At 64.9% G+C, this 16,409-nt stretch carries 13 protein-coding genes; 5 read left to right on the top strand and 8 right to left on the bottom strand.

Features of this window, described 5'->3' with window-relative positions; all coding sequences use genetic code 11:
- Positions 1-11: 11 nt before the first annotated feature.
- Positions 12-1,130, top strand: coding sequence for an alanine dehydrogenase (gene ald, locus J7I79_RS00805; protein WP_214949094.1), 1,119 nt, complete (start codon positions 12-14; stop codon positions 1,128-1,130).
- 79 nt (positions 1,131-1,209) lie between these two features.
- Here ald and J7I79_RS00800 read toward each other — a convergent pair whose 3' ends face one another.
- The 7 genes from J7I79_RS00800 to J7I79_RS00770 form a co-directional block, all read right to left on the bottom strand.
- Positions 1,210-2,298 carry a Gfo/Idh/MocA family oxidoreductase gene (locus J7I79_RS00800; protein WP_214949091.1) on the bottom strand — a complete coding sequence of 363 codons (1,089 nt, stop codon included), beginning with the start codon at positions 2,296-2,298 and terminating at the stop codon, positions 1,210-1,212.
- 262 nt (positions 2,299-2,560) lie between these two features.
- On the bottom strand, positions 2,561-4,270 hold the full coding sequence (locus J7I79_RS00795; protein ID WP_214949084.1) for an ABC transporter family substrate-binding protein: 1,710 nt from the start codon (positions 4,268-4,270) through the stop codon (positions 2,561-2,563).
- 52 nt (positions 4,271-4,322) lie between these two features.
- Entirely contained in the window at positions 4,323-6,566 is a 2,244-nt protein-coding gene (locus J7I79_RS00790) for an ABC transporter ATP-binding protein (RefSeq protein ID WP_214949083.1), read from the bottom strand.
- Complete coding sequence (locus tag J7I79_RS00785) at positions 6,563-7,549, bottom strand: ABC transporter permease (RefSeq protein ID WP_214949082.1); 987 nt, start codon at positions 7,547-7,549, stop codon at positions 6,563-6,565. The genes J7I79_RS00790 and J7I79_RS00785 overlap by 4 nt, the downstream gene beginning before the upstream one ends.
- A 2-nt stretch (positions 7,550-7,551) precedes the next feature.
- Entirely contained in the window at positions 7,552-8,538 is a 987-nt protein-coding gene (locus tag J7I79_RS00780; protein ID WP_214949081.1) for an ABC transporter permease, read from the bottom strand.
- A gap of 361 nt (positions 8,539-8,899) precedes the next feature.
- The gene (locus J7I79_RS00775) at positions 8,900-9,553 is read right to left on the bottom strand and encodes a TetR/AcrR family transcriptional regulator (protein ID WP_214949079.1); all 654 of its coding nucleotides are present in this window, start codon (positions 9,551-9,553) and stop codon (positions 8,900-8,902) included.
- Positions 9,554-9,646: 93 nt separating this feature from the next.
- On the bottom strand, positions 9,647-11,605 hold the full coding sequence (locus tag J7I79_RS00770) for a hypothetical protein (RefSeq protein ID WP_214949077.1): 1,959 nt from the start codon (positions 11,603-11,605) through the stop codon (positions 9,647-9,649).
- A 347-nt stretch (positions 11,606-11,952) separates the two neighbouring features.
- Between J7I79_RS00770 and J7I79_RS00765 the strand changes: the two genes are divergently transcribed.
- Both J7I79_RS00765 and J7I79_RS00760 read left to right on the top strand, forming a co-directional pair.
- Positions 11,953-12,519, top strand: coding sequence for an NAD(P)H-dependent oxidoreductase (locus J7I79_RS00765; protein ID WP_214949075.1), 567 nt, complete (start codon positions 11,953-11,955; stop codon positions 12,517-12,519).
- Between the two features lie 215 nt (positions 12,520-12,734).
- Positions 12,735-13,712, top strand: coding sequence for a GerMN domain-containing protein (locus tag J7I79_RS00760; protein WP_214949074.1), 978 nt, complete (start codon positions 12,735-12,737; stop codon positions 13,710-13,712).
- Here the strand turns inward: J7I79_RS00760 and J7I79_RS00755 are convergent.
- Positions 13,601-14,446, bottom strand: a complete 846-nt coding sequence (locus tag J7I79_RS00755) for an isocitrate lyase/phosphoenolpyruvate mutase family protein (protein ID WP_214949073.1) — start codon at positions 14,444-14,446, stop codon at positions 13,601-13,603. The genes J7I79_RS00760 and J7I79_RS00755 overlap by 112 nt on opposite strands.
- A 124-nt stretch (positions 14,447-14,570) precedes the next feature.
- Between J7I79_RS00755 and J7I79_RS00750 the strand changes: the two genes are divergently transcribed.
- Complete coding sequence (locus J7I79_RS00750; protein ID WP_214949071.1) at positions 14,571-15,863, top strand: PLP-dependent aminotransferase family protein; 1,293 nt, start codon at positions 14,571-14,573, stop codon at positions 15,861-15,863.
- Between the two features lie 96 nt (positions 15,864-15,959).
- The gene (locus J7I79_RS00745; protein WP_214949069.1) at positions 15,960-16,391 is read left to right on the top strand and encodes a universal stress protein; all 432 of its coding nucleotides are present in this window, start codon (positions 15,960-15,962) and stop codon (positions 16,389-16,391) included.
- Positions 16,392-16,409 lie beyond the last annotated feature (18 nt).

Below are 16,409 nucleotides of genomic sequence, written 5' to 3'. Positions count from 1 at the left end.
TGGAGCCAAAAATGATCATCGGTGTCCCCAAAGAGATCAAGAACAACGAATTCCGCGTCGCCATCACCGCCGCCGGCGTTCACGAGTTCCGCACCCACGGCCACACCGTCCTGGTCGAACGCGGCGCAGGCCTGGGTTCGGGCATCACCGACGAGGAATACGCCATCGCCGGCGCCGAGATCGTCGCCGACGCTGACGAAGTCTGGGCCCGCGCCGACATGGTCATGAAGGTAAAGGAACCCATCGCCGCGGAATACCACCGCTTCCGCAAGGGCCTGATCCTCTTCACCTACCTCCACCTCGCCGCCGAGCCCGAACTCACCAGCGAGCTCATCAACTCCGGCGTGACCGCGATCGCCTACGAGACCGTCCAGGAAGGCCGCACCCTTCCCCTGCTCGCCCCGATGTCCGAGGTCGCAGGACGCCTCTCCGTCCAGGTCGGCGCAACCTCCCTGATGGCTCCCGCCGGCGGCAAGGGCGTGCTCCTCGGCGGCGTCCCCGGCGTCCGCCCGGCCAAGGTGGTTGTCCTGGGCGCTGGCGTGGCCGGCACCAACGCCGCCGCGATGGCCCTGGGCCTCGGCGCTGACGTCACCATCCTGGACATCAACATCAACCGCCTGCGCGAACTCGACGCCCAGTACCAGGGCCGGCTGAAGACCGTCGCGTCCAACAAGTACGAGATCGAAAAGTCCGTCGTGGACGCGGACCTGGTCATCGGCTCCGTGCTGATCCCGGGGGCCAAGGCACCCAAGCTGGTCACCAACGAACTCGTCTCCCGCATGAAGCCCGGCAGCGTCCTCGTCGACATCGCCGTGGACCAGGGCGGCTGCTTCGAAGACACCCACCCCACCACGCACCAGGAACCCACGTACAAGGTCCACAACACGATCTTCTACTGCGTCGCGAACATGCCCGGCGCCGTCCCCAACACGTCCACGTACGCACTCACCAACGTGACCCTGCGCTACGGCGTGGCCCTGGCCAACCTCGGCGTGAAGGCCGCGTTCGAGAAGGACCCCGCCCTCGCAGCCGGCCTCAACATCGCCGGCGGCCACGTCGCCCACCACTCCGTCTCCGAGGCGCACAACCTGCCCCTCGTAGCTGACTGGCACGAACTGGTCTCCGCGTAGTCCTCAGTTCGTCCCGCTGCGCTGGACGACAGACATCCTCGGCGTGCTGCCGGATGCCTGTCGTTCAGGGCACTATTGGTTAAGCCCGCGCCGAGGCCAGTTCCCGTGCTTGTTCTATTAATTTGAGGACTTCGACCGGGCCTGCCGGGTCTACTGGCAGCGGCAGTGGCGAGGCTGCTCCGCCGTCGTTGATCTTGTCCGCAAGGATCCGGTAGAACTCCGGGTACGCCCCGCGTTCGGTGGGCAGGCGGTCCAGGTGGCCGTCGCGACCCAGAAGCCCGGCCCAGTCTTTGTCCTCAATGCCGTACTCGGCGTCGAGCGGGCTGCCGCCGGCCACAATGTACGGCTCCTGCGGGTCGATTCCGTGCTTCGTGTAGCCGCCTTCTGATCCAAGGAGCCGGTAGCGGGGTCCCTGCTGAGGGCACAGCATGTTCATCCACAGGTGGCTCACTACGCCGGAATCATGCTGCAGGGCAACGAACACGTCGTCGTCGGTCTTTTCTCCCTGCCGCCGCGCCTGGAGTTCCGCGTGCGTCACGGTGGCGGGTCCGAACAACTGCAGCGACTGGTCCATCAGGTGCGTCCCGAGGTCGAACAGGACGCCGCCGCCGTCGTCCGCCGTGGCGTCCGCCTTCCACGCCTTGGAGACTTCCGGGGCCCAGCGTTCGAACCGCGACTCGAACCGGGTGACCTTGCCCAGGATGCTGCTTTCCACCAGGCCCTTCACTGTGAGGTAGTCGCCGTCCCAGCGACGGTTCTGGAAGACAGTGAGCACGCGGCCGAGCCGGGCGGCCAGGTCCATCAGTTCCCGGCCCTCGGCGCTGCGCACCGCAAACGGCTTGTCGACGACGACGTCGAGGCCCGCCTCGAGCGCGGCCTTCGCCAGCGGGTAGTGTGTGGCCGGCGGTGTCCCGAGGACTATGAGGTCAAGGTCACCGGCGAGCGCCAGGATGTCGGCGGGCGTGTCAACGAGCCGCGCACCAGGGTGGCTGCCGGCCGCTTCAGCCTGCCTTCCGGCGTCGGACGTTGAAATCACGTCCAGGGAGTACGCCGGGTTGGTGGCGATCAGCGGTGTGTGGAACACGCGGCCGGACAATCCGTATCCGGCAACGGCCGTGCGGATCGCAGGCTTACTCGGGGCGGCGCTGGGGGTTGCTTCTGTGCTCATGGACCTACGCTACCCCCGGACCCTCTCTCACTTCCTGCAGCTTTCCACCGGACGCTCTCCCACTTCCGGAGGGTCGTCCGGGGGATAAGCGCTGCAAGTGAGAGAGGGTCGCCCAAAAGGGCGCAAAAAGTGAGAGAGGGTCGGAAGGTGGGGCGGGATGGCGAAGGGCCGGCACCCCCGTGCGAAAGGACCACGGGAATGCCGGCCCTTGGCGTTGGCGCGGCGCTGCTTTTCGCTTCGCGGCGGGATTATTCGGTTGCGGCTACTTCTTTTCCCAGCCGATAGTGGTCCAGTCCGGAACCTGCGAACCGCTCTTGAACAGGGACGGGCCGTAGTTGGCCAGGCCGGTGCGCACGAACGAAATCTGCGGTCCATTCATCACCACGCCCATGGAGAAGTACTTGGCCATGTGCTTCTTTTCAACTTCCATGGCGGCCTTGTTGCGCTCGGTGTTGTCCTCGATGGAGCTGAGCTTCTTGATCTCGGCATCCAGCTCGGCGTCGCCGAGTCCGCTTTCGTTGGTCTTGGAGTCGTAGAACTGCTTGACGGAGTCCGTTGCGTCGGCGCCCACGCCGTAGCCGGAGACACTCAGGAAGAAATCGCGGCTGCCCAGCACCTTGCCGAAGTCGGCGGAGGCGCGCTGGTCGATGCCTACGTCCATGCCGCCGGCCTGGAGCTGCTTCTGCAGGGTCTGTGCGAAGGCCAGGGTGGTGGGGTCGTCACCGAAGTTGCTGATCTTGAAGGCCGCCGGAACGCCGTCTTTCTCCATGATGCCGGCCGTATTGGGCTTGTAGCCGGCGTCGGTCAGGACCTTCTTGGCGGCCTCAGGACCGGTTTCCGTGGCCGGGTAGTTGTCCTGGTAGTACTTGGAGAACGGCAGCAGCATCATCGAGCCGGAACTGGGTTCTTCCCAGTTCAGCCCGTTGAACCGGACTTTGCGCAGGGATTCGCGGTCCACGGCTGTGAAGATCGCCTTGCGGATCGCGACGTCGGTCATCGGGGCCTTCTGGGCGTTGAGGTTCAGGCCGCCGGCGAACAGCCGCTGGCCGCGGCGGACTTCGGAGTTCTTGGTGCCGTCGAGCTGCTTGTACAGCGCGATGGTGTTGGCGGAGATGCCGTCGATTTCGCCGTTCTTGAACGCTGCAATCTGGGCGCTGGTCTCCAGCTGGCGGAAGATGACCTTGTCCAGGACGGGCTTGGTGCCCCACCACTTGTCGTTCTGGGCCAGGGTCACGGTCTTGGCGGCGCTGTCGTACTTGTCCACTTTGAACGGGCCGGCCATCCACTCCGGGTGCATGTCACCGGTGAAGCCGGTGTTGAAGATCTCGGGAGTGTTCACGGCCGGGTGGATGAGGCCGGCGAAGAGGGCATCCAGCGGGAAAACCGGCTGGGTGGTGGTAACCACAACTTCTTTGTCGCTGGAACCGGCCTTGACGGAATCTACGAACTCGTAGGCGCCGGAAGTGACGACGTCGATGTCCTTGTTCTCGCCTTTGAGCATGTTCCAGGTGTTCTGGAAGGCCTTGACGTCAATCGGCGTGCCGTCGTTGTACGTCGCTTTCTCGTTGACCTTGATGGTGATGGTCTGCTTGCCGTCTTTGACCTCACTCTTGACGTCCTCGCAGAAATCCTTGTTCGGCGTGGCCGTGCCGTCGAAGTCGAAGTTCCAGCAACCCCAGGTGCCCGCGCCGTCGATGGGCCGGTGCAGCGCAGTGTTGTCTCCGCTGTTGCCGGTGTTGGAAAAACCATTGAAGTCCGGGCCGATGCTGCCCAGCGGAAGCGTCACGGTGCCGCCAGGTTGCAGGTCCTTGGCATCCTTGGCGTTGATGCTGATCAGCTTGGTGAGGTCGCTGCCGGCGTCCTGGCCCTTTCCCGCGTCGGGGCCCGAGGGGGAGCCGCCTCCGCCACAGCCGTTGAGCGCGAGCGCCGCCGTTACGGCGGCCACCCCGCCAATCTTGGTCAGATTCTTCATGGTTTTCCCTTCATTTTTGGTGCGAGATGTGGTGCTTTGGGGATCGGGCAAGTCAAGGGGCTCCGTGGACAACCAGCCTGTCCGCGTCGAGCTCGCCGTCGGGGAAGAAGCAGGCGAACTGCTGGTCCGGCGCGGCCTGGGCCGCTTGCGGAGAGGCGGCCGGTTCCAAGGGCGGTTCGAGCGTAAGGCACTTTTCCTGCTTCGCTGCAGGCAACGCGGCGAACACGGGGCAACGCGTAGCGAAGTTGCAGCCCTTCGGCGCATCCAGCGGCGACGGGAGGTCGCCCTGCAGGATGATGCGTTCGCGCGTCCGTTCAACCTGCGGATCCGGCACCGGAATCGCGGACAGGAGCGCCCGAGTGTAGGGGTGGCGCGGGTTGTCGAAGACGCTGTCCACGTCGCCGATTTCCACGATCTTGCCCAGGTACATCACAGCCACGCGATTCGAGATGTGCCGCACGACGGACAGGTCGTGGGCAACCATGAGGTAGCTCAGGCCGAGTTCGGCGCGAAGCTTGTCCAGGAGGTTGATCACGCCTGCCTGAACGGAGACGTCCAGCGCCGACACGGGCTCGTCGAGGACCACCAGCTTGGGGTTGACGGCGAGGGCGCGGGCAATGCCGATCCGCTGCCGCTGGCCGCCGGAGAACTGGTTGGGGAAGCGGTTGACGTGGTCCGGCTGCAGGCCCACGAGCTTCATCAGCTCCATGATCCGTTTCCTGATGGCCGGTTTGTCCATGCCCTGGTTCTCCAGGGGCTCCGCCAGGACTTCATAAACCGTGAATCGCGGATCGAGCGCGCCGGTGGGGTCCTGGAACACCATCTGGAGCTCCCTGCGCATGGCGTTCTTGGTCCTGGCATCGGAGGCTGCCTTGTTGCTCAGCCCTCCAATGGTTACCTCGCCGTCCTGGTCCTTGTGGAATTCCACGATTTCCAGCAGCGTAGTGGTCTTGCCGCAACCGGACTCGCCAACGATCGAGAAGCACTCGCCCTCGCGGATGTCGAAGCTCAGCCCGTCCACTGCCTTCACCGTGCCGATGCGGCGCTTGATGAGCGCGCCTTTCAGCAGCGGAAAGTGCTTGCGGACGTCCTTCAGCTCAAGGACCGTCTTGCGTTCAAGCCGGGGAACTGCGTCGAAACGGGAGACCGGAACGGCGGGGGCGTGGAAGATCTCGTGGACGTCCACTTCGGCGCCAAGGGAATCGGTCTTGATGCATGCAGCCTGGTGCGTCCCGCTGGCGGGCAGCCCGTTCACTCCGCCCCGCGGACCACCGACCGGCCAGAGCTCCGGTTCACCCTGCAGGCAGGCGTCGCTGACGAGGGGGCACCGGGGTGCGAAGGAACATCCCGTTGGCTTGTGGACGAGGTTCGGCGGAATGCCTTCGATAGGCACCAGCGAGACCTTCTCCGAGTTATCCACGCGGGGCACTGCACCCAGCAGACCCATGGTGTAGGGCATCCGCGGGTTGTAGTAGATGTCGTCAACGCTGCCGGTCTCCACCGGCTTTCCGGCGTACATCACCATGATGTCGTCCGCCATGCCGGCCACCACACCGAGATCGTGCGTGATCATCACGACGGCGGCGCCGGTCTCCTCCTGCGCGGTATGCAGCACCTCCAGCACCTGCGCCTGGATGGTGACGTCCAGCGCCGTCGTCGGCTCATCCGCGATGAGCACGCGCGGGTTGTTGGCGATCGCGATGGCGATCATGACCCGCTGGCGCATGCCGCCGGAGAATTCGTGCGGGAACGCCTTTAGGCGGTCCTTCGGGCTGGGAATGCCGACCATGCGAAGAAGTTCGACGGCGCGGGCTTCGGTCGCCTGTTTGCTCATCTTCGGGTGGTGGACCGTGAGTGCTTCGATGATCTGGTGGCCCACCGTGTACACCGGGGTCAGGGAAGAGAGCGGATCCTGGAAGACCATGGCGATGTCGTTGCCGCGGTACTTGCACATGGCCTTGTCGCTGAGGCCCAGCAGTTCCTTACCGTTCAACCGCACCGAGCCGGTGATCTCGGCCGTAGGGGGCAGCAGGCCCATGATGGCCAGGGACGTCACGGACTTCCCCGAACCGGACTCGCCGACGATGCCCAGCGTCTTGCCGGGCAGGAGGTCGAAGCCAACGCCCCGGACCGCGTGGACCACGCCGTTTTCCGAGTTGAACCGGACATTCAGGTCCCGGACTGAAAGGACGGCATCCGCCGGGGCATAACCCGGGGCGTGCAGCCCGGCGATGTGCAGGCGCTCTGTTACGGAATCGGCGGTGCGCTCTGTGCTGGCGGTGGTTTCGCTGCTCATTTGCTGTTCTTCTTTGCGGTCTTCTGTGTCTTGCTCCTGTTGGCGCTGCCAATAGAGCCGGAGCTGGGGTCGAACGCGTCGCGCAGGCCGTCGTTCATCATGGCCAGCGACCCCGTCAGGAGGAACATGACCAGCAGCGGAACCCAGAACATCCAGGGAAAGGTGGCGACCTGCGACGTGGCCTGCCCGATCAGCACGCCCAGGCTGACGTCCGGCACCTTGATGCCGATGCCGATGAAGGAGAAAGCGACCTCTGCCAGGATGGCGCCGGTGACACCACGGGTGATGTCCAGGACCAGCAGGGAACCGATGTTGGGGACCAGGTGCCGCCAGACGATCCTGCGGGCGGGGATACCCATGTACCGGGCTGCTTTGACGAAGTCACGCTGCATCAGCGACATCGAAAGGGAACGGATCAGGCGGGCCGTGCCCATCCAGCTGAAGACCAGCAGGACGATGATCAGCAGCAGCCAGCTGGGGAGGTTTTCCTGCAGGCCGTTACCCCCGCCGCTGGTAGCCACGGCCACCACCAGCAGTGCCGGCATCATGATCAAGGCTTCGAGGATGAACAGCATGACCTTGTCCACTTTGCCGCCGAAGTAGGCCATGGTGCAGCCGTAGATGGCGGCGATCAGTACTGAGGCCAGTCCGACCACCAGGCCAATGAGGATCGAGATCCGCGTGCCCTCCACCGTGAGGGCATAGAGGTCGATGCCTGCCTGCGAGGTCCCCAGCAGGTGATCCGCGGACGGCGGCATCCCGATGTTGAAGGGGTCGATGGTTTCCTTGTCCCACGGGGTGAAATAGCCCCCCACGAAGGAAAATACCGTCAGGGCGAGAAAAATGGCCAGGCCGGCCACGGCTGTCTTGTTCCGCAGGAAACGCCGCAGGATGATCGCGGACTTGGCGATCACGACGCCGTCGTTCTCGATCTTTGCTTCCTCCGCGACTGCGGCGGGGTCGATCGCATTCAGGTTGGTCATTGTTACTGCACCCGCACTCTCGGGTCGACAAGGGTGGTGGCAAAGTCCGCGAGGATGGCACCGATCGCGAAGATCACCGAGCCGTAGGCCAGGGTGGCGGTGGCCGCGTTCACGTCCTGCAGGGCGATCGCGTCGATGGACCAGGAGCCCACGCCGTGCCAGGCGAAGATCTTTTCGGCAAAGAAGCCGCCGGCGAAGATGGCGGGAATGGTGAACGCGATGCTTTGCGCCACCGGGATAAATGAGACCCGCAGGGCGTGGCGGGTGATGGCCTGGTTCCGGGTGAGACCCTTGGCCCGGGCCGTACGGACGAAGTCGGCGTTGACGTTGTCCAGCAGGTACTGGCGCTGGGCGATCTGGTACGTGCCCCAGCCCACGATGGTGATGGCGAACGTGGGCACGGCGTAGTGGGCCAGCATGTCGACGAACTGGACCCAGCCATTGCCCTCCAGCCCCGGAGTGGATATGCCGGTGACGAACAGAATTCGTCCGCCGACCGTCTCGTTGATGTTGATGGCGCCGAGCTGGACCAGGAAGTAGGCGATCGGCGCGGGCACGATGTACACGAGATAGCTGTAGGACGTAATGACACGGTCCTGGAACTTGTACTGTCGCGCGGCCGTGTAGACGCCCAGCGCGACCCCGATGATGAGGGTGAGCACGATGGAGGCAAGGAACAGCCGGGTGGAGATCCAGACCCGGTCACCGAACTCCGCATTGATAAAGGCGCCGTTGGGGCTTCGTCCCCAGTCCCAGCGCGTAACGACCGCCGTAAGCCAGTCAATGTAGCGTTCCCACGGGGTGAGCGTCGGGTCCAGGCCCTTGAGCCGGAAGGAGTTGGTCACCTGCTCGGGAGTCGGCCGTGGAATGCGTTCCTGTTCCAGCAGCGCGGGCTGCAGGGTGCTGACAGCCAGGAAGTACCCCGCCGTCGTGGTCAGGAAGATCATCAGCAGGTAGGTGGCTGCCCGTTTGGCGAGATACCGGAACATGTCTGCCTAGCTCTGGATCGCCGTTGCCAGTTCCGCGCCGCGCAGTGCCGGTGGCGCTTCGGAGGTGCCCGTCCGGGCCGGTGTCAGTTCAACGTTCACAGCAGTCGATCCTTCCGTCGTCCCCCATCCGGCAGGGGTTCCGCCGCCGATCCGGGATCATGGGCCAGCGGGTTTCTGGCCGCCCCGCACACCCCTGGGGGCTTGCCTTTGTAGACTATGTTGCGGGTCACATTCCAGAGGAAACTACCACATACGGCCAGCCCTCCCACGTGCCGGAACGCGTAAACACGGGAGGCCTGTACAGGATCGTTATGAATAAATCACGAGGATTGATTTGACTGGCCGGACTCCGTCCCATGGATTATCCTCCGCCCGCTGAACCATCCGCCGCCGGGCGGGGGCTGCCGCCGGGACAGCTGACCACGCGGGTAACGAGTTCGCGCCAGGACTCCGCGAGCCGCTCCGGAGCCACGTGATGCACCCGCACCGCGTGGAGCAGCCGCTCGGGGTCCAGGGTGGAACTTAGCGACATCGCCATAAGCCACGGATCGGCGGTCACGCCGGCGGCCCTCAGGAGCATTTCGATGTGGCGGTGCCAGAGCACCGCAGCCGGCACATCAAAGCGGTTGTAGGCGGACGAGTCGGCAGCGCGGGCCAGTTCCCCGAACTCCAGGACATACGCGATGCGCTCGGCGCCGAAGGTCACCAGCCGATCCAGCGGAGGCGCACCGGGGCCAAGGGGCGGGGGGCCGAACATGAACCGGCCCTGGAAGGCGGCCTCGGAGTCGCTGAGCAGCGTCATCATGAGGCCGGCCCGGGAGCCGAAGCGCCGGAAGACAGTGCCTTTACCCACCCCGGCACGTTCGGCCAGCCGGTCCATGGTGAGTCCGTCCGCCCCGCACTCCTCAATGAGCTCGCGGGCAGCCTTGAGCAGCAGCTCCCGGTTACGGGCGGCGTCGCTGCGTTCCGCTTCCCCGCCGAGTGGCGATCCGGGTCGGATTGGGATGAGGCTCACACGAAGTATTCTAGCCCCGGGCTATCGTCCGGACTGCAGTCCGAATAGCAGGGGTGAACGTCCCAATGGCGTCCCGCAAATCCGGCCGCCATTTCAGTCCGCGCTGATTGTTCGTGCGAGCAGATTGTCGGGCAACCCGACCGATTTGAGGAAGTCGCGGAGCGTTGAATCAAGAACCACGGAAACCTCCGGGTCCGCTGCCAGGACATTTTCCGTGGCTTTAGCGAGATTCCCGCCATACCCCTCGTGGAGCGGCCGCAGTTCCTCCACCAGTCGGCTCGTATTTTGGTTGAGCGTACCGGTCAGCGACAGATACCACGTGGCTGCCAGCAGCGGATCAATCTGCTCGGAATTGATGATGTACATGGCATCCCCCCGGTCCGCCGAATGGGAGTCTGCGTCATGGAAGAGCTCCGCGGCGGCCTCAGCGTTCCTGCTGGTGTGTGCCTCTATCGTGGACATTCCTTGCTGGTACGGCGTCATTGGATCCATGCCGAGCGGTTTTGTGTCCTGGACGGTAAGCCCAAAGACCTGCGTCGACGCCAGGGCTGCAAGGGTCGACATGACCGCGAGCCCTTTGGGACGGCCATACCTTTGCGATGCAAGCCACCGCCCCACCAGGGCCGTCACGGCAATGCAGGCAATTATGGGCAGGATGAGCTCCACCGCCAGTGCCAGCTTGAGCGAGTAGTAGTTGACTTTCCCCGCACTGATGATCTGGTAAGCCCCGACGCCAATTACGACTGCCAGGCCGACAACGGGGATAACAATGAGCCTGGCCGCGGCAGGCAGCTTTCCCTGGCCGGCGAGGAATTGCTTGAAATTTCCGTGAACCAGCAATATTGACGCCGCCAACGCGACAAGGAGCGTGGCAATTTCCACGCCGTGGGTGGAACTCGGGACCCGGCCTATGGCCGTCACGACGGTCCCGGTCTCGATTCGGGAAATTTGCAGGCCAACCAGAACCAGGCCCAGGAAGGCGACCGCCGCCGTCGCGCCGTTCCACAACCACCCGCTCTTTGTTCCCTGCCACCGCTGCCGCTGCCGCGACCACGGGAAGGCGGCAAATACGGCCAGCGGTACCACCAGAAGCAGCAGTAGTGCCCACGTATTGGCTATCCCGACAATCGCGGCGGCTGCGGTGGCGAACACGACGGGCCGGGCCAGGGACTCCGCGAAGGACACGGCAATCATCAGGGACGCCAGCAATGCAACACCAACGAGGAAGTTTTGGAAAGCATGCAGCGTGGCTATGGAGGCGGTGCCGAATGACCACGCCGTGATGGCCAGGACGACGAAGGGCATGCACATCAGTGGCCTCTCCCTGATCCACGGCAGCGATGTGAGTCCGGCCGTCACCATCACTGTTGCACCGACGGCAGCGAGGGAACTCAGCCGGCTGTAGCTGACTAGCTCGATGCCCAGGTGCCCGGGTGCATGCCCGACGGCAAGGTCGGCCATCGTGGCGAGTGCCGCATGGAATCCTTGCGGATACTCAATGAAGCTCCAGGGATGGCCGCTGTCCGAGAGGCCGGCCATCGGGATGACGGTGCCGTGGCTTCGGAGCATGTTGAACATACTGAAATGTGAAGAGTTGTCCCAGCTGGCCAGCAGGAGCCCCAGCGCCTGGGGACCCGTGAAGACGAGAAAGTATGGCATCAGCGCTGCGGCCCCGAGGGCTGCGGCAATCACGATCAGGACGTCTGCCTTGCCCACCGACGGGACGAGCGCGGCCGCCGCGGCTTTGCGGTTTTGGGACCCGACGACCCACATCGCAAGCCCGGATATCAGGCCTCCGAGAAGCAACTGCCCCCATCCCGGGAAATTCGCGGGGACGGGAATCCACCACAGCAAGGGAACGGCTCCAAAGAACAGGCAGCCCAGGACGACTATCCGCTGGGACAATCCACGGGAGGTCGGCACTGCTATCGCCAGCAGACCCGTCAGCGCCAGGAGCCACCATCCGTGGACGGGCTGCGCCTGCGCCAGCAGCAGGAACGCTGCCATCATGATCAGCCCAAGGCAGACGCCGAGGCCCCTGCGGTTCCTCATCGGGTTTGGCCGGCTTTGAGCCGCAGAAGCTGCATGGCGTTCGGCTGTCTCCAAGGGGTGGGGCACGTGGACTCCGTGGGATAGGCGGGGAACTTGTCGGCGCGATGCAGTCCCTTCGGACACAGACCCTTCCCCAGTGATCATGAACCGCTGCCGCATAAGCGACCGCCCTTGAGTCTAATCCAACGGCGGAAGAAGAGCGGTTTGGGATGAGCGTCACACAAAAAGATTCCGGTCGAGTGGGAATATTATGCGGACCGTAGTCCGTTTAGCAGAGTGAAGGTTCCACCAAGCCTCCACAATCAACCAGCCGGCGGACCTCCCGCGGCCAGACACTAGGAGTTCATATGTCCCAGAGCACCGTACTTACGCTGGTCGGCAGCCTGCGTGCCGAATCCACCAACCAGAAGCTCGCCGAAGCCATTCAGCTGAATGCGCCCGAGCAGGTTGAGGTTGTTATCCACGAAAGCCTGGGCAATATCCCGTTCTACAACGAGGACATCGACGTCGAAGGCCAGGTTCCGGCCGCTGCCGCAGCCCTGCGCGCCGCCGCCAATGACGCGGACGCCCTGCTTCTGGTCACGCCCGAGCACAACGGGACCGTACCGGCCGCGCTCAAGAACGCCATCGACTGGCTGTCCCGCCCGTTCGGCGCCGGCGCCCTGAGCGGCAAGCCCACCGCCGTCGTCGGCACCGCGTTCGGCCAGTACGGCGGCGTCTGGGCGCAGGATGAAGCCCGCAAGGCTGTCGGCATTGCCGGCGCCGTTGTCCTTGAGGACGCCAAGCTGGCGGTTCCCGGCTCGATGGTCCGTTTCGCCGAAGTCCACCCCAAGGACGACGCCGAAGTTGTCGAGCAGATCAAGGGAGTCTTCGACGCCCTGGCCAATGCCAGGACTGCCGCCGAAGCGGCCTGATTCACCGGCTAACCCCCCTCATTGCAGGACCGGCATCCATTGGGGATGCCATTCCAGTCCGCGTAAAACGCCCCCGGCAGCTGCCGGGGGCGTTGTGCGTCACCGTTCCGTGATGGAGCTGACGCAAAACCGTCACTCAGCACATATTCCGCCCACAGCAGCACCGCCGTAACGTGGAGACGGGGACGTGCGAGAGCTGGAAGTGCGGTGCGTTCATGATGTTCACGCCTGGGACCCGGGCAGCTGCGGCTGTGGCCGCTTGTATGCTTCCGCTGTGGCTCGGATCGTGCTCACTACCGTCAGCTTCGTCATCGGAAAGCTCAGCGGTCCGGGCAGCCGGCACTCCGGCTCCCCAGCCGCTGCCGGCGCCTGTTCCGGCCACCACCGCCGTCGAGGTCACGCCCCCGGGGTCCGCGGCTTCCAGCCCGGCGCCGAGTCCCCGGACGGGCGGCGGCATCGCGCCCCAGGCCGGCGCCAACGGCGGCGGCGCTGCTACCGTTGACGGTTCCGCCAGCGGAAACCTGCTGCCCGGCACAACGGCTTCAGGCAGCGCGGCCTCAGGCAGCTCCGGCTCGGGAACCCTCACGGCGCCGGAGGCAACGGCCGCGGGCGGTCACGCGGCACTGCCCGGCGGGCTGCCTGGCGGTACACCTGTGTACTTCGTAGCACTGGACGACGGCGGCAGTACCGGAGTGCGGTTCGGCTGCAACGATAGCCTGGTGGCCGTCTTCCACAGCCCCGCTGCGGCGGCCGAACCCCTCCGGACCTCCCTTGCGATTCTGCTGGGCGGCAGCGACGCCCCGGCCGGGCTGTACAACTCCCTGGACAGCTCAGACCTGGAGTACGTGTCCGCCTACTTCGATGGCACCACCGTGGTGGTGAACCTCACCGGCACGGTCCGGCCGGGCGGCGTCTGCGACATCCCCCGCCTGGAAGCCCAGCTCACGCACACGGCCGTCTCCGCCGTCGGAGCGTCGCGGGCAGAGATCTACGTGGACGGGCGGCGGCTGGCAGACGTCCTGAGCCTGCGGCAGGACGGGCTGCCTGCCCCGCAGGCCGACTCGCGGTCCGACCCTACAAGTCAGTCCCGCCGGAACAGTTCGTCCATTGCCGCGTGGCTGCGGGCGCCGGCCAGTTCGGACCAGTTGCCGTCACCGAGCACGTCTTCGGCCACCCTGGACACCGTGGCATAGGCAGCCTTCGCGGTGTTGCCGCCGATGCTGACCCGGCGGACGCCGGCGTCGTGCAGCTCCCCCACGGAGGGCGCGCCCAGTCCGGCCAGCGCATTCAGGGGCGCGGCAATCCGGCGGGACAGATCGTGGAGCACGTGCAGGTCCAGCACCCCGGGGACGAATATTCCGTTGGCCCCCGCGGCCAGGTACGCGTCGGCGCGGCGGACGGTTTCCGCAAAAGCAGTATCCGGAAAACCGCCGGACAGGTAGGTGTCGGTCCGCGCGTTGATGAACAGGTCAACACCAGCTTCCTCCGCTGTCCGGCGGACGACGGCGATGCGACGGGCCTGTTCTTCAACACCCGTTAGCGGTTCCTCGCCGGAGTCCTCGAAATTCACGCCGACCGCACCGGAGGCCAGGACCCGGCGGACGGTTTCCCGGAGCTCCCCGTCATCAAACGCGCCGTCGACGTTCGCGTAACCGGTCTCAATGTCCGCCGTAACCGGCAGCGCCGTGGATGCCGCGATCCTGCTAAGAGCCGCCATGGCGAGTTCCCGTGGCAGGTGATTTCCGTCCGGAAAGCCGAGGCTCCACGACAGGGCCGAACTGGACGTCGCCAACGCGGCCGCCCCCGCTTCCTCAACGAGCCGGGCCGACGCCACATCCCAGACGTTCACCAGGACCAGCGGCTCCGCGTCCGCGTGAAGTGCGTGGAAGGCCGCGGCCAGGGGTCCGAGGTGGCTGTGCGTAGTCATGGGTCTATTCCATGCCCTCCGCCGCCCAAGGTAAAGCAATTGCCGTCCGCACCGGTGCGGCGCATCCCAGAATCGCGTGAACAAGCGTTGCCTAATTGACAACATGTAGCTGTATCCTTTGAATGTGACCCACGAAACACTTGATGCCGCGGCAGATGTCCTGCCGGCCGAAGCAATTGACGCAATCGAACGCGCGGCAACGTCCGCCCATCGCCACGATGAACTTTTCTCGGAGCGCGCAGCCAACATCAAGCAGTCCGCAGTCCGCGACGTCTTTGACATCTCGCTGCGCCCGGGCCTCGTTTCGCTGGCCGGCGGCAGCCCCTATCTGCAGTCCCTGCCCCTGGAACGGCTTGGCCAGACGGCCGCGAAGATCATCGCCGAACAGGGCATGACGGCACTCCAGTACGGCAGCGGCCAGGGCACCGAAGAACTCCGCACCCAGATCTGCGAGGTGATGGCGGCAGAGGGAATCCTCGATGCGGATCCCCGGAACGTCGTGATCACCGCCGGTTCCCAGTCAGCCCAGGACGTGGCCACCAAGGTGTTCTGCGATCCAGGCGACGTGGTGCTGGTGGAGGACCCCACCTATGTGGGTGCCCTCAACACGTTCGAGGCCTACCAGGTGGAGGTGGCCCCGGTTCCCATGGATGAGCACGGCCTGGTTCCCGATCTCCTGGAAGCCCGGATCGCCGCCCTGCAGACTGCCGGCAAGAACATTAAGTTCCTGTACACCATCCCCAACTTCAACAACCCCTCCGGCATCACCATGGCCGAGGACCGGCGGCAGGAAATTGTCGATATATGCCGGAAGGCGAATATCCTGGTCCTGGAGGACAACCCCTACGGCCTGCTGCGTTTTGAGGGCAAACCATTGGCTCCGCTGCGGGCAGCCAACCCCGACGACGTCATCTACATGGGCTCCTTTTCGAAGATCTTCGCCCCGGGCCTGCGGATCGGCTGGGCCCTGGTGCCGGCACACCTTCAACGCCGCTACTACCTGGCCTCCGAAGCCGTGACGCTGTGCCCGTCCACCCTGAACCAGATGCTGGTCTCGGCCTATCTGCGCGACTACGACTGGAAAGGGCAGATCGAAACGTACCGCGGGCTTTACGCCGAGCGCTGCCAGGCATTGCTGGCCGCCCTAGAGGAGTACATGCCGGAAGGGCTGAGCTGGACCCGGCCCGAGGGCGGCTTCTTCGTCTGGGTGACCCTTCCCGAGGGCGTGGACACGTACCCGCTGTTGCGCAAGGCAATCGACGCGGGCGTGGTATTCATCCCGGGAGCGGCGTTTACGCATTCGGACGAACCGTCCAACAAGCTGCGCCTCGCCTTCAGCGCCGTTCCCCCCGAAGCCATCGCCGAGGGAGTGCGGAGGCTCGCTCCGGTACTGCGGGACGCCATTGCCGCCCTATAGCCTGAGGCATTGCTGCATGGCGCTGGGCATATTTCACTAGGCTGGTTCCACAAGGCTAACTTTTACAACGCTGGCCGATCCCTAAGGAGCAGAAGCATGACCGGAATTATTGTTGTCGGCGTTGACGGCAGCGAGACTGCAATGCGGGCCGCGGAAACAGCGCAGGGCCTGGCCGTATCCCTCGGGGCGACACTCCACGTGGTCACTGCATTCGACAGTGACCGCACAGAGGTCTACGGGAGCGGAAGTGACCGCTGGATTGTCTCCGATGCCGGGGAAGCCGAGAAAGTGGCCAAGGACGTTGCATCGCGGCTGCGTGCGGAAGGCCTGAAGGTCACGTATTCCTCGGCCCGGGGCAAGCCGGCGGAAGCCCTCATCAAAGAAGCCGAGCGTTTCGACGCCCAAATGATCGTGGTGGGCAACCGCCGTATGCGCGGGCTCGGCCGGGTCCTGGGCAGCGTTGCCAACAGCGTGGCGCACAACGCCCCGTGCGATGTCTACATCGCCAAGACGGACGTCGCCGACTAGGAGACTGCTGAAATAATC

Source organism: Arthrobacter sp. ISL-69, assembly GCF_018613775.1.
Classification (GTDB): Bacteria; Actinomycetota; Actinomycetes; order Actinomycetales; family Micrococcaceae; genus Arthrobacter.
The sequence above is the reverse complement of the archived record's forward strand: the minus strand, read 5'-3'. Positions and strand labels throughout refer to the sequence as shown.